This window comes from Saccharothrix longispora, assembly GCF_031455225.1.
Taxonomy (GTDB): domain Bacteria; phylum Actinomycetota; class Actinomycetes; order Mycobacteriales; family Pseudonocardiaceae; genus Actinosynnema; species Actinosynnema longispora.
This window is the reverse complement of sequence record NZ_JAVDSG010000001.1, coordinates 6,424,403-6,437,356: the sequence shown is the minus strand read 5'-3', so window position 1 is coordinate 6,437,356 and position 12,954 is coordinate 6,424,403. Positions and strand designations below refer to the sequence as shown.

Sequence of the window (12,954 nt, the reverse complement as noted above, 5' to 3'; positions counted from 1 at the left end):
CGGCGGCCACGTCAACGGCCAAGTCAACGGCCAGGTCGGCGGCGTCGTCGGCGACACCCGGCCCTGCCGCCCGGGTCACGGCGGGGGCGCGGTGGTCGAGCGGACGACGAGGGACGGGTGCAGCAGGTGCCGCACCGGTTCCTCCCGCTCGCCCCGCACCCGCTGGAGCAGCGCCTCGGCGGCGAGCCGGCCGAACTCGTTGCGCGGCTGGTCGACCGTCGTCAACGACACGTGCCGCAGCGCGGCCAGCGACGTGTTGTCGTAGCCGACCACCGACACGTCCCGGGGCACCCGCAACCCGGCCTCCTCCAGCGCGGAGATCGCGCCGACCGCGTTGAGGTCGTTGCACGCCACGATCGCGGTGGGCGGGTCGGCCAGCAGTCCCCGCACCGCCCGCGCGCCCGCCGCGTCGGTGTACTCGCTGGTCACCACCCTCGGTGGCAGGTCGTGCGCCGCCATCGCCGCCAGGTAGCCGCGCCGCCGCGGTGACGCCTGGGTGCCCTCGCCGCCGTCCAGGTGCGCGATCGCGCGGTGCCCCAGCGACACCAGGTGGTCCACGGCCAGCGCGATGCCGCGCCGGCCGTCGTCGTTCACGGTGTCCACGGTGGCCAGCCGGGACGAGCGGGCGACGAGCACCACCGGCGCCTGGTCGGCGGCCCGGCGCAGGTCGGCCGACGGCACCACCGGCGACAGCAGCGCCAGGCCCGCCGGTCGGAACGACAGCAGGCTGTCCAGTGCGCGCCGCTCCCGCGCGGGACTGCGGCCACCGGTGTTGATGATCAGGTCGAAACCGCGGTCCCGGGCCACCTCGTCCAGGCCGTCCACGACCTCCGCGAAGAACGGGTTGTGCAGGTCGGACACCATCACGCCGAGCACGTGCGAGGTGCGGCTGGCCAGCGAGCGGGCCATGGCGTGTGGCGAGTAGCCCAGTTCCCGGGCCGCCCGGAGCACCGCCGCGCGACGCTGATCGCTCACCCTCGGTGATCCCCGCATGACGAGCGAGACCAGTGCTCGGGACACCCCGGCGCGGGCGGCGACATCCTCCATGGTGGGTCTTGCCACGGGTGCCTCCTCGGCGCCGTGCCTGCCGGGGAAACACGGCCTTGACACCAGTGTGACGCACGCTACAGCATGGGGGCGCTCCAGCCATTAGAGCGCTCTAACGGTAAACCGCGTCTACCAGGACGGAGAGCATCGGGATGCGGATCGGAGTTGCCGGAGTCGGACGGATCGGCACCATGCACGCCACGAACCTGGCCACCCTCGACCACGTCCACGAGGTACTGCTGTTCGACCCCGCCCCCGGCCGCGCGGCCCACGCCTCGGCGCTCCTGCCCGGCACCCGGAGCGTGGACGACCTCGACACCCTGTTGACCCTGAGTGACGGGGTCCTGCTGGCGACGCCCACCACCACGCACCCGGCGCTGCTGCGCGCGGCCCTCGCGGCGGGCGTGCCCGCGCTGTGCGAGAAGCCCATCGCGAGCGACCTCGACGAGATGGTCGCGCTGGTCGCCGACGTGGAGGCGTCCGGGGTGGAGGTGCTGGTCGGCTTCCAGCGCCGCTTCGACCCGGCCGTGTCCGAACTGCACCGGCGGGTCCGCGCGGGCGAGGTCGGCGACGTCTACCTGGTGCGCGCGCTCGGCAACGACGCCCGGCCGCCCGATCCGTCCTACCTGCCGAAGTCCGGCGGCATCTTCCGCGACCTGCTCATCCACGACCTGGACGCCGTGCCGTGGCTGGTCGGCGAACCCGTGGTCGAGGTCTACGCGTCCGGGTCCGTGCTGGTGGACCAGGCGTTCGCGGTGGCCGACGACGTGGACAACGCCGTGGTGCTGCTGACGTTCGCGGGCGGCGCGCACGCCGTGCTGGCGGGCGGTCGGCACGACCCCGTCGGCTACGACCACCGCATCGAGGTGCTCGGCAGCCGCGACTCGCTGACCACCGGCCTCGACCCCCGCACCCCGCTCACCTCGCTCGAACCCGACGGGCCGAAGGCCGCCGCCGACGCCTACCCCGGCTTCGCCGAGCGCTTCCACCGCGCCTACCTCAACGAGGTGGCCGTGTTCGCGCAGGTCGTGGCGGGCACGGCGGCCAACCCGTCACCGGTGCGGGAGAGCCTGGTCAGCCTCCGGCTCGCCGAGGCGTGCGAGCGGTCGCGGCGGTCCGGCGCGCCCGTGCGGCCGGAGCGCGAGGCGGTCGCGTGAAGCTCGCCGGGGCACCGATCTCCTGGGGCGTGTGCGAGGTCCCCGGCTGGGGCCGCGTGCTCGACCCGGGCACCGTGCTGGCCCAGATGTCCGCGCTCGGCCTGCGCGCCACCGAACTCGGCCCGCCCGACTACCTGCCGGACGACCCGGACGTCCTGAGAGGACTCCTGGCGGGGCACGGCCTCGCCCTCGTCGGCGGGTTCCTCGCCGTGCCGCTGCACACCGGCGACCGGGCCGCCGCCGACGAGGCGGACCGGGTGGCCGCCCTGCTCGCCGCCGCCGGCGCCGAGGTGCTGGTGCTGGCCGCCGCCACCGGCCTCGACGGCTACGACGACCGCCCCGACCTCACCGACCACGAGTGGCGCACGCTCGTGGCCACCGCATCCCTGGTCCGCGACCGGGCCGCCGGGCACGGCCTGCGCACCGCGCTGCACCCGCACGTCGGCACGCACGTCGAGCGGGAGGCCGAGGTCGAGCGGTTCCTCGCCGACTCCGACCTGCCCCTCTGCCTCGACACCGGCCACCTCCTCATCGGCGGCGCGGACCCCGTCGACCTCGCCCGCCGCCACCCCGGTCGCGTCGGGCACGTGCACCTCAAGGACGTGCGGGCCGACGTGGCCGCCACCGTCCGCTCCGGCGCCACCACCTACGCCGCCGCCGTCCGCGAGGGCCTGTACGTGCCGCTGGGCGACGGCGACGTGGACGTCGCCGCCCTCGTGGCCACCCTCCGGGACGCCGGCTACGACGGCTGGTTCGTCCTGGAGCAGGACACCGCGCTCGACCCGGACGGCCCCGCGGACGGCCCGCTGCACGACACCGCGCGCAGCCTCGCGCACCTGACCACCCTGATCCCCGAACTGGAGCGACGATGACGTCCCCCCGAACGGCCGTGCGCGCCGGCCTGGCCCTGGCCGGGCTCGCGCTGCTGGCCGCGTGCAGCGGCCCCACCGCCACGAACACCGACAGCACGAACGCCGACGGCACGGGCACCGGCGCGGCCCAGGCCCCGACCGGCGACCTGCGCGTCGCCGTCATCTCCCACGGCACCGCGGGCGACGCGTTCTGGAACGTGGTGAAGAACGGGGCGACCGACGCGGGCCGGCAGCTCGGCGTCACCGTCGACTACAACTCCGACGGCGACCCGGGCCGCCAGGCCACGCTCGTCGACAACGCGGTGTCGCAGGGGGTCGGCGGCATCGTCGTGTCCATGGCCAACCCGGACGCGCTCAAGACCTCCGTGGAGAACGCCGTCAAGGCGGGCATCCCCGTCATCACCATCAACTCCGGCTCCGAGCGGTCCGCCGCGTTCGGCGCGCTCGCCCACGTCGGCCAGGAGGAGAGCGTCGCCGGCGAGCAGGCCGGCGCGAAGCTCAGGGAGGCGGGCAAGGCCACGTTGCTGTGCGTCATCCACGAGGCCGGCAACATCGGCCTCAACCAGCGCTGCGACGGCGCCCGCGCCGGGTTCGGCGGCACCGTCAGCACGCTCCAGGTGGACATCAACAACCCCACCGACGTGGAGGCCCGCATCAAGGGCGCCCTGCAGACCGACACCTCCGTCGACGCCGTCCTCGCGCTCAACCCGCAGGTCGCGGTGTCCGCCGTCAACGCCGTGAAGGGCGCGTCCTCGGCGGCGGCCGTCGCCACGTTCGACCTCAACGCCGACGTCACCGGCGCGATCAAGGCGGGCGACGTGCTGTTCGCCGTCGACCAGCAGCAGTACGAGCAGGGCTACCTGCCGATCGTGATGCTCAAGCTCTACCGCGACAACGCCAACACGGTCGGCGGCGGCAAGCCCGTCCTCACCGGACCCGGGTTCGTGGACCGGTCCAACGTGGACGAGGTCGCCGAGTACGCCGAGCGCGGCACCCGGTGACGACCGCGCCCCCCGCGACCGACGAGCGCCTCGGGTCACCGGGCCTGCTCGACCGGCTCGTCCTCCGCCCCGAGATCGGCTCGTTGCTCGGCGCGCTGCTGGTGTTCGCGTTCTTCTCGGTGGTGACCGAGCGGTTCCTCAGCACCGGGGGCGTCGCCACCTGGCTGGACGACGCGTCCACGCTCGGGATCATGGCCGTCGCCGTCGCGCTGCTCATGGTCGGCGGCGAGTTCGACCTGTCGGCCGGCGTGCTGACCGCGTCCACCGCGCTGGTCACCGCGATCCTCGCCACCCGGCTCGGCTGGAACGTGTGGCTCGCCCTGCTCGCGTCGCTGGCCTTCGCGCTCGCCGTCGGCGTGCTCAACGGGTGGCTGGTCATGCGCACCGGGCTGCCCAGCTTCATCGTCACCCTCGGCACGTTCCTCGCGCTCCAGGGCCTCAACCTCGGCGTGACGCGCCTGGTCACCGGCACCGTCCAGGTGTCCGGGATGCGCTCCGCGGAGGGCTACGCGTCCGCCGGGTTCCTGTTCGCCTCGACGTTCACGATCGGCGGCACGGCGTTCTACGTGTCGATCCTGTGGTGGGTGCTGGTCACGGTCGCCGCCTCGGTGGTCCTGCTGCGCACCCGCTTCGGGAACTGGACCTTCGCGGTCGGCGGCTCGGCGCCCGCCGCGCGGGCGGTCGGCGTGCCGGTGTTCCGCACGAAGGTCGCGCTGTTCGCCACGACCGCGTTCGCCGCGTGGCTCGTCGGGTCGATCAACATCCTGCGGTTCACCAGCGTGCAGGCCAACCAGGGCATCGGCCTGGAGTTCCAGTACATCATCGCGGCCGTCATCGGCGGGTGCCTGCTCACCGGCGGGTTCGGCTCGGCGGTCGGGGCCGCCGTCGGCGCCCTCATCTTCGGCATGGCCCGGCAGGGCATCGTCTACGCGAACTGGAACTCCGACTGGTTCCAGCTGTTCCTCGGCGTGATGCTGCTCGCCGCCGTGCTCGTCAACAACGCCCTGCGGCGCCGGGCGGAAAGGGTGCGGCGATGAGCGACCAACCCCTGATCGAGGTCCGCGGCGTCGGCAAGGCACACGGCAGCGTCGTCGCCCTGCACGACGTGTCCACCACCGTCGCCGCCGGCGAGGTCACCTGCGTGCTCGGCGACAACGGGGCGGGCAAGTCCACCCTGATCAAGGTCCTGGCGGGCGTGCACCGGCACGACAGCGGCGAACTCCTCGTGTCCGGCGAGCCCGTGCGGTTCGGGTCGCCGCGCGAGGCCCTCGACCTGGGCATCGCCACCGTCCACCAGGACCTCGCCGTCGTGCCGCTGATGAGCGTGTGGCGCAACTTCTTCCTCGGCTCCGAGCCCACCACCGGCGTCGGCCCGTTCCGCTTCCTCGACCGCCGCCGAGCGCGCGCCACCACCAGGAGCGCGCTCGCCGACCTCGGCATCGACCTGCGCGACGTCGAGCAGCCCGTGGGCACCCTGTCCGGCGGCGAGCGCCAGTGCGTCGCCATCGCCCGCGCCATCCACTTCGGCGCGAAGGTGCTCATCCTCGACGAGCCCACCGCCGCGCTGGGCGTGAAGCAGGCGGGCGTCGTGCTCCGGTACGTCGCCCAGGCCCGGGACCGCGGTCTCGGCATCGTGCTGGTCACCCACAACCCGCACCACGCCCACCCCGTCGGCGACCGGTTCCTGCTGCTCAAGCGGGGGCGGTCGCTCGGGTCGCACGAGAAGGCCGACATCGGCCTGGACGAGCTGACCCGGCAGATGGCGGGCGGCGCCGAGCTGGAGGCGCTGGAGCACGAGCTGCGGGGCACGACCGGATGACCGCGCTGGACGTGCTCACCGTCGGCCGGGTCGGCGTGGACCTCTACCCGGAGCAGAGCGGCGTGCCGCTGGCCGAGGTGCGCACGTTCGCGAAGTCCCTCGGCGGGACCGCCACCAACGTCGCCGTCGCCGCGGCCCGCCTGGGCAGGCGCAGCGCCGTGCTGACGAAGGTCGGCCCGGACGGCTTCGGCCCGTACGTGCGCTCCGCGCTCACCTCGTTCGGGGTGTCGCCGGAGTTCGTCGGCACCGCGCCCCACCTGCGCACCCCGGTCGTGTTCTGCGCCCTGGACCCGCCCGAGGACCCGCCGCTGCTGTTCTACCGCGAACCCCTGGCGCCCGACCTGGCGCTGGAGCCGTCCGACGTCCCGTGGGACGTGGTGGCCGACGTGCCGCTGCTCTGGGTGACCGGCACGGGCGTCGCCGCCGAACCGGCCCGCTCCACCCAGCGCGCCGTGCTCCGCCACCGGGCCCGCCGGGCGCACACCGTGCTGGACCTGGACCACCGCCCGGCGTTCTGGCCGGACGACGGGTCCGCCCGCCGCGAGATCGGCTGGATGCTCGACCACGTCACGGTCGCCGTGGGCAACCGGGCCGAGGTGGAGGTGGCGGTCGGCACCGCGGACCCCGACGAGGCCGCCGCGCGCCTGCTGGACCGGGGCGTGGAGCTGGCCGTGGTGAAGAAGGGCGCGGAGGGCGTGCTGGTCGCGACCCGCGAGGGCACCTGGACCGTGCCACCGCACCCGGTGGACGTCGTGTGCGGCCTCGGCGCGGGCGACGCGTTCGGCGGGGCCCTGGCCCACGGCCTGCTGTCGGGCTGGGAGCCGGAGCGGACCGCCCGGTACGCCAACGTCGCCGGGGCCGTCGTCGCGGGCCGGTTGGCGTGCGCGGACGCCATGCCCACCGCCCGGGAGATCGAGGAGCGCCTGTGACTCCAGAGGAGGTCCACGCGTGACGCTGCACCGACCGTCGGGGAGCCTGGCGGACGACGGGCACCCCATCGGGCTGACCCCCGGGGGCGCGGGGTGGGAGAGGGTCGCGCTGCGGGTCGTGGCGGTCCGCCCGGGCGAGGTGGTGACCGTGCGCACGGGCGGGTTCGAGGCGTTCGTCCTGCCCCTGTCGGGCGGCTGCGCGGTCGACGTCGCCCACGGGAGCGGCACCGAGCGGTTCGAGCTGACCGGGCGGGAGTCCGTGTTCACCAGGGTGAGTGACTTCGCGTACGTCGGCCGGGACTCCGAGCTGAGGCTGTCCACCCGGGACGGTGCCGAGGTCGCCCTGCCCATGGCCCGCTGCGAACGGGCGCTGCCGCCCCGCTACGGCCCGGCGGAGGACGTCCCGGTCGAGGTCCGCGGCGCGGGCGGCGCCACCCGCCAGGTCACCAACTTCGGCGTCCCCGGCGCCTGGGACCACGCCGACCGGCTGATGGCCTGCGAGCTGATCACCCCGGACGGCAACTGGTCGTCCTACCCGCCCCACAAGCACGACGACACCTGCGACGTCGTCAACGAGGAGGTCTACTACTTCCGCGTCGCCGGCCGCGACCAGGTCACGCCGTCGCGCGAGGGGTTCGCCCTCCACCGCACCTACACCGACGACGGCGCGATCGACGAGGACGTGGTCGTCCGGGACGGCGACGTCTTCCTCGTCCCGCGCGGCTACCACGGTCCGTGCGTCGCCGCCCCCGGCTACCCCCTGTACTACCTGAACGTGCTGGCCGGACCCGGCCCGGAGAGGTCCATGGCGTTCTGCGACGACCCCGCCCACGGCTGGGTCCGCGACACCTGGCGGGACCGGGACCGGGACCCGCGCTGCCCCGTCACCACCGCCGACGGGAGGCGCGGATGAGGCTCACCACCGCCCAGGCCCTGGTCCGCTGGCTGCTCGCCCAGCGCACCGAACTCGACGACGGCACCGCGGCCCCGCTGTTCCCCGGCGTCTTCGCGATCTTCGGCCACGGCAACGTGCTCGGCCTCGGCAACGCCCTGGAGGAGGTCAAGGACCACCTGCCTGTGTGGCGCGGGCACAACGAGCAGGGCATGGCGCTGGCCGCCGTCGGCATCGCCAAGGCCACCCACCGCCGCCAGGTCGGCGTCGCCACGTCCTCCCTCGGCCCCGGCGCGCTGAACATGGTCACGGCCGCCGGCGTCGCGCACGCCAACCGCCTGCCGCTGCTCCTGCTGCCCGGCGACACGTTCACCAGCCGCGCGCCCGACCCGGTGCTCCAGCAGGTCGAGCACTTCGGCGACCCCGGTGCCACGGTCAACGACGCGTTCCGCCCGGTCAGCCGCTACTTCGACCGCGTCACCCGCCCCGAGCAGCTCCTCGGCACCCTCCCGCAGGTCGCCCGCGTGCTCACCGACCCGGCCGACTGCGGCCCCGTCACCCTCGCCCTGCCGCAGGACGTGCAGGCGGAGGCGTTCGACTTCCCCGACGCCCTGTTCGCCCCGACCACCCACCGCCCGCTCCGACCGCGCCCCGACACCCGCGCCCTGCACGAGGCCGCGGCCGTCCTGCGCGGCGCCGAACGCCCGCTGCTCGTCCTCGGCGGCGGCGTCCGGTACTCGCGCGCCGCGGGCCGGGCGGTGCGCTTCGCCGAACGGCACGGCGTCCCCGTCGTGGAGACCACCGCCGGCCGCACCCTCGTGCCGCACGACCACCCGCTGCACGCCGGCCCGCTCGGCATCACCGGCTCGACCTCGGCGAACGCCCTGGCCGCCGAGGCGGACGCGGTGCTCGCCGTCGGCACCAGGCTCCAGGACTTCACCACCGCCTCGTGGACGGTGTTCGCCCCCGGCTGCGCGCTCGTCGCGCTCAACGCCGCCCGCTTCGACGCCGTCAAGCACGGTGCGCTGGGCCTGGTCGCCGACGCCGACGAGGGCCTGCGCGAGCTGACCGACGCGCTGGGCGACTGGCGGGCCGACCCGGCCTGGACGGCGCGGGCGTCACGGGAACGCGCGGCGTGGGACGCGCACGTCGACCGCCTCCGCGTCCCGTCCGGCACGCCCACGTACGCGCAGGTCGTGGGCGTGGTCAACGACCTGTCCGGCCCGGCCGACTACGTGATGACGGCGTCCGGTGGCCTCCCGGGCGAGCTGATCGGCGGCTGGCGCGCGGTCGGCGAGGCCACCATGGACGTCGAGTACGGGTTCAGCTGCATGGGCTACGAGCTGGCGGGCGCGTGGGGCGCGGCCATCGCGCGCGCGGAGGGCGTGGTCACCACCCTGCTCGGTGACGGTTCGTACCTGATGCTGAACTCCGAGCTGTTCTCGGCCGCGTTCGCCGGGCACGGCTTCGTGGCCGTGGTCTGCGACAACGACGGCTACGCCGTGATCGACCGCCTCCAGACCGGCCAGGGCGGCGCCGCGTTCAACAACCTCTACCCCGACGTCCGCACCCGCCACGAGGAGCCGCCGCGCACCGACTTCGCCGCCCACGCCGGTGCCCTGGGCTGCGCCGTGTTCCGCGCCGACACCGTCGACGACCTGCGCGCCGCCTACCGCGCCGCCCGCGAGGCCGCCGCGACCGGGAACCGACCGGCCGTCGTCGTCATCCGCACGGACCCGTCCGCCTGGACGGAGGCCGGCGCGTGGTGGGAGGTGGGCGTGCCCGAGGTCGCCCACCGCCCGGAGATCGCCGCCGCGCACGGCGAACTGGCGGAGGGGCGGGCGCGGAGGGTCCGCTACCTGGGGTGATCGGGCGAGCCGGTCCGGGGCAGGCCCGGGCCCACGTCGTGCAGCACCGCGCGCAGCGCGCGGGCCGCCTCGGGCCTCTCCCACAGCATCGTGTGGATCGAGCCCCGCCACTCGGTGGTGAACTCGGCCCGCGCCCGCTCCAGCCGGACCCGCGGCACGGCGACGAGCCTGCTCCGGGCCTCCTCCATGCGCTCGCTGACCAGCTCGCACCGGGTGGGGGCGAGGACCGCCGCCACCCGCGCGCGCAGGTCGGGCCACAGCTCGGTGTCCACGGCCCCGGCCAGCGCGCCCGCGGTCGCCCCGGCGAGCAGCCTCAGCGGTTCCTCGCGCACCTCACGACCTCTCGTCCCCGCGGTAGACCGGGCCGAAGTGGGAGGCCCGCTGGTCGTTGCGGTCGAAGTTCTGGATCACGTCGGCGCGCTGCGTCGGCGCGTGCGCGTCCCGGCCGGCCTGGATGACCGTCGAGCCGTTGTCGGCCGTCGCGTTCTGGGTGATCCCGCCCGGCGGGGCGGGCGGGGACGAGTGGGCCGGCGGGGCGGCGGCGGGGGTGACGTCCTCGTCCTCCAGCCGCACGGCGTGCGCGTCGCCCTGCGGGATCCACATCCACCCGTGCCCGCTGAAGGTCTTCACCCGCACGTCGACGCGCCGGAAGTCGGCGGGCCGCAGCGTCGTGTAGCCGCCCTGCACGAGCGACGTGTAGACCGCCTCCGACAGCACCACGACCAGGTCGGCCCCGGTCTGCTCCAGGCCCGCGCGGGCGGCTCTGCTGTCCAGCAGCCTGCTGACCAGCACCGCGTCGGACCCGGGGTAGCCGTTCGCGCCCTCGGTGGTGACGCCGAAGTGGATCGCCATCCGCATCCGCAACCGGGCGTGCGGCACGCGGTAGGCGTTGACGTGCTCCAGCTCGGCGGCCAGGGCGCGCACGTACCGGTCGACCACGTCGTGCTCCGGCGTGGTCGCGGGCAGCACGGCCCACTCCTCGTCGCCCTTCGGCTGCCGCACCCACTGCGACCGGTCGAGCCCGGCGGCCTCGCCCGCCCGGTCCAGGGTGCGGACCAGCAGCTCTTGCAGCTCCCGCTGGAGCCGGTCGTCGGCCGAGCTGTAGCTCCTCAGGTCACAGCAGACCAGCAGACCGCGCTGGAGGCTCATGGGTTCGGCCCTTTCGACGAGCGGACACAGGACGGGCGCCACCGCGCCCGCGGCTGCGCAGAGTCACTGTGGAGTACGACATCGGCGTCAATACCGCAGAACTGCGGTCCGGCCTCAGATACCCGCGAATTTCCGCAAGCTCGCCAGATCCGGCACCAGCACGTCACGCCTCAGGTGACTGACCACCACCCCCGCTTTCCGCAGATCGGAGAACGCCTTCTCGGCGGTCCTCGGTTTCATCCCCGCGATCGAGGCGAGCTCGACCTTCGTGAGCGGAATTCCCAGCGTCCACCCGTGCGCTTCTTCCCGGCCGTAGGTCTGCACCAATTCGGCCAGCACCCGCGCCACCCGTTCCGCGGCGGGGTGGGAGAGGAAATCGCGGCGCCGTTGGTTCGCCCAGCGGAGCCGGTCGTTGATCATCCCTATCAATTCGACGAAAACGTCGTTCCGTCGGTGCAGGAAGCTCATCAGCTCACCGCTGGTGATCAGTTTGGCGACCACGTCGCCGCACGTGACCACGGTGGCCGAACGCGGTTTCTGGTCGAGTGCGGCCATCTCGCCGACGAGGTCGCCCGCGACCCTGATGGCGAGCAGTGCGGTGTCGCCCGTCTCGTCCGTGGTCTGCACCTTGACCACGCCGTCGAGCAGCAGAAGGACGTGAGTGTCCTTCGCGTCCTGCTCGATGACCTCGCGGTCGGCCGTGTACCGCACGACCGTGCCGATGTTCAGCAGCTCCTGGCGGGTGTTCTCTCGTAGGCGACCCAGCAAGCTGTTGCTGGGCCACGCTGGATCCTGTGTCAACGTGGTGGTCGGCATGGGCAGCATGGGGGTCCTGTTACTGTCGTCACCGGCGGGACTTCGAATGGGCCGACCTGCGTCAGGCGGCAAGTGATGGTCTCCCCGAACCTGATGCGGACAGTACACCCGAATGGGCGTAACTGGCCCCCTCTTGTCCGGCGTTTTGCCGAGCGACCCCCTCTCGAAGATCACCTGCGAATGCGCGCGCAATACCGATCCGAATGGAATTGCGCAGCTCCCGCGAGGTGGGACGGTCGACACAGGCGGGAACAACCTGTCCGATCCGGGACCTTGGACCTGTAGACGCGCCGAACGGCCCGTCGCCCCCGAACCACCCAGGGAGCCGCACGTGAGCCAGCTGTTCAGCCCGCTGACCCTCCGATCGGTCACGCTGCCCAACCGCATCGCGGTCAGCCCGATGTGCCAGTACTCGGCCCGGGACGGCCTGCCGAACGAGTGGCACCTCGTGCACCTCGGCTCGCGGGCGGTCGGCGGGGCGGGCCTGGTGCTCACCGAGGCGACCGCCGTGCAGGCCGTCGGCCGGATCTCGCCCGAGGACACCGGTCTGTGGAGCGACGCGCACACCGCGGCGTGGCGGCCGATCGTCGAGTTCATCAGGGCCAACGGCGCGGTCGCGGGCGTGCAGCTCGCCCACGCCGGGCGCAAGGCCTCCACCTACGCCCCGTTCGCCGAGCGGCGCGGCGGGGTGGCCGACGCCGACGGCGGCTGGACGCCCGTCGCGCCGAGCGCGGAGGCGTTCCACGAGTCCTACCGCCGGCCGGAGGCACTGGACGCCGACGGGATCGCGCAGGTGGTGGCCGACTTCGCCGCCGCGGCGCGCCGCGCGGTCGAGGCCGGCTTCCAGGTCGTCGAGGTGCACGCCGCGCACGGCTACCTCCTGCACGAGTTCCTCTCGCCGCTCAGCAACCACCGCGCGGACGCCTACGGCGGTCCGCTGGAGAACCGCACCCGGCTCACCCGCGAGGTCACCGCCGCCGTCCGGGAGGCCGTGGGCCAGGACGTGCCGGTGCTCGTGCGCATCTCCGCCACCGACTGGGTCGAGGGCGGCTGGACCGCGGAGGACAGCGTCGTGCTGGCACGCGACCTCGCGGCCCTGGGCGCGGACCTGGTCGACGTGTCCACCGGCGGCAACGTGCCGCGGGCCGACATCCCGACCGGACCCGGGTACCAGGTGCCGTTCGCCGAGACCGTGCGGCGGAAGGCCGACGTGCCCACCGGGGCGGTCGGTCTCATCACCGACGCCCGGCAGGCGGAGCAGGTCCTCGCCGATGGCTCAGCCGACCTGGTGCTGCTGGCGCGTGAGCTGCTCCGCGACCCGTACTGGCCGCTGCACGCGGCGCGGCAGCTCGGGGTGCGGACCAACCCGCCACGGCAGTACGCCAGGGCGTTCTAGGTGTCCGT

The 12,954-nt window shown here is 74.1% G+C and carries 13 protein-coding genes; 9 read left to right on the top strand and 4 right to left on the bottom strand.

The genetic code is table 11. The features are described 5' to 3' along the window. Positions 1-75: 75 nt before the first annotated feature. Positions 76-1,062: a LacI family DNA-binding transcriptional regulator gene (locus J2S66_RS27425; RefSeq protein ID WP_310310155.1), complete on the bottom strand. Its 987-nt coding sequence runs from the start codon at positions 1,060-1,062 to the stop codon at positions 76-78. Positions 1,063-1,199: 137 nt separating this feature from the next. Between J2S66_RS27425 and J2S66_RS27420 the strand changes: the two genes are divergently transcribed. The 8 genes from J2S66_RS27420 to iolD are packed head-to-tail and all read left to right on the top strand — an operon-like array spanning position 1,200 to position 9,585. Next, complete coding sequence (locus J2S66_RS27420) at positions 1,200-2,204, top strand: Gfo/Idh/MocA family protein (protein ID WP_310310154.1); 1,005 nt, start codon at positions 1,200-1,202, stop codon at positions 2,202-2,204. After that, positions 2,201-3,076 (top strand): TIM barrel protein, encoded by an 876-nt coding sequence (locus J2S66_RS27415; RefSeq protein ID WP_310310153.1) that lies wholly within the window; start codon positions 2,201-2,203, stop codon positions 3,074-3,076. The genes J2S66_RS27420 and J2S66_RS27415 overlap by 4 nt, the downstream gene beginning before the upstream one ends. After that, positions 3,073-4,077 (top strand): sugar ABC transporter substrate-binding protein, encoded by a 1,005-nt coding sequence (locus J2S66_RS27410; RefSeq protein ID WP_310310152.1) that lies wholly within the window; start codon positions 3,073-3,075, stop codon positions 4,075-4,077. The genes J2S66_RS27415 and J2S66_RS27410 overlap by 4 nt, the downstream gene beginning before the upstream one ends. Continuing rightward, positions 4,074-5,114, top strand: a complete 1,041-nt coding sequence (locus J2S66_RS27405; protein WP_310310151.1) for an ABC transporter permease — start codon at positions 4,074-4,076, stop codon at positions 5,112-5,114. The genes J2S66_RS27410 and J2S66_RS27405 overlap by 4 nt, the downstream gene beginning before the upstream one ends. Then, positions 5,111-5,896 carry an ATP-binding cassette domain-containing protein gene (locus J2S66_RS27400; RefSeq protein WP_310310150.1) on the top strand — a complete coding sequence of 262 codons (786 nt, stop codon included), beginning with the start codon at positions 5,111-5,113 and terminating at the stop codon, positions 5,894-5,896. Before J2S66_RS27405 ends, J2S66_RS27400 begins: the two co-directional genes overlap by 4 nt. Continuing rightward, positions 5,893-6,825, top strand: coding sequence for a 5-dehydro-2-deoxygluconokinase (gene iolC, locus J2S66_RS27395; RefSeq protein WP_310310149.1), 933 nt, complete (start codon positions 5,893-5,895; stop codon positions 6,823-6,825). The genes J2S66_RS27400 and iolC overlap by 4 nt, the downstream gene beginning before the upstream one ends. A gap of 19 nt (positions 6,826-6,844) precedes the next feature. Then, on the top strand, positions 6,845-7,738 hold the full coding sequence (gene iolB / locus J2S66_RS27390) for a 5-deoxy-glucuronate isomerase (RefSeq protein WP_310310148.1): 894 nt from the start codon (positions 6,845-6,847) through the stop codon (positions 7,736-7,738). Next, positions 7,735-9,585 carry a 3D-(3,5/4)-trihydroxycyclohexane-1,2-dione acylhydrolase (decyclizing) gene (gene iolD, locus J2S66_RS27385; protein WP_310310147.1) on the top strand — a complete coding sequence of 617 codons (1,851 nt, stop codon included), beginning with the start codon at positions 7,735-7,737 and terminating at the stop codon, positions 9,583-9,585. Before iolB ends, iolD begins: the two co-directional genes overlap by 4 nt. Here iolD and J2S66_RS27380 read toward each other — a convergent pair. From J2S66_RS27380 to J2S66_RS27370, 3 genes are all read right to left on the bottom strand, one after another. Continuing rightward, positions 9,573-9,917: a hypothetical protein gene (locus J2S66_RS27380; RefSeq protein ID WP_310310146.1), complete on the bottom strand. Its 345-nt coding sequence runs from the start codon at positions 9,915-9,917 to the stop codon at positions 9,573-9,575. The two genes, iolD and J2S66_RS27380, sit on opposite strands and share 13 nt — an antisense overlap. A 1-nt stretch (position 9,918) precedes the next feature. After that, on the bottom strand, positions 9,919-10,734 hold the full coding sequence (locus J2S66_RS27375) for a nucleotidyl cyclase domain-containing protein (protein ID WP_310310145.1): 816 nt from the start codon (positions 10,732-10,734) through the stop codon (positions 9,919-9,921). 114 nt (positions 10,735-10,848) lie between these two features. Beyond that, positions 10,849-11,550, bottom strand: coding sequence for a Crp/Fnr family transcriptional regulator (locus tag J2S66_RS27370; protein ID WP_310310144.1), 702 nt, complete (start codon positions 11,548-11,550; stop codon positions 10,849-10,851). Between the two features lie 331 nt (positions 11,551-11,881). Here J2S66_RS27370 and J2S66_RS27365 point away from each other — a divergent pair, with 331 nt between their 5' ends. Next, on the top strand, positions 11,882-12,946 hold the full coding sequence (locus J2S66_RS27365) for an NADH:flavin oxidoreductase/NADH oxidase (protein WP_310310143.1): 1,065 nt from the start codon (positions 11,882-11,884) through the stop codon (positions 12,944-12,946). Positions 12,947-12,954 lie beyond the last annotated feature (8 nt).

Coding starts and splice junctions, on each gene's coding strand:
- J2S66_RS27420 (WP_310310154.1), top strand. CDS start 1,200: ATGCGGATCGGAGTTGCCGGAGTCGGACGGATCGGCACCATGCACGCC.
- J2S66_RS27410 (WP_310310152.1), top strand. CDS start 3,073: ATGACGTCCCCCCGAACGGCCGTGCGCGCCGGCCTGGCCCTGGCCGGG.
- J2S66_RS27400 (WP_310310150.1), top strand. CDS start 5,111: ATGAGCGACCAACCCCTGATCGAGGTCCGCGGCGTCGGCAAGGCACAC.
- iolC (WP_310310149.1), top strand. CDS start 5,893: ATGACCGCGCTGGACGTGCTCACCGTCGGCCGGGTCGGCGTGGACCTC.
- iolD (WP_310310147.1), top strand. CDS start 7,735: ATGAGGCTCACCACCGCCCAGGCCCTGGTCCGCTGGCTGCTCGCCCAG.
- J2S66_RS27375 (WP_310310145.1), bottom strand. CDS start 10,734: ATGAGCCTCCAGCGCGGTCTGCTGGTCTGCTGTGACCTGAGGAGCTAC.
- J2S66_RS27370 (WP_310310144.1), bottom strand. CDS start 11,550: ATGCCGACCACCACGTTGACACAGGATCCAGCGTGGCCCAGCAACAGC.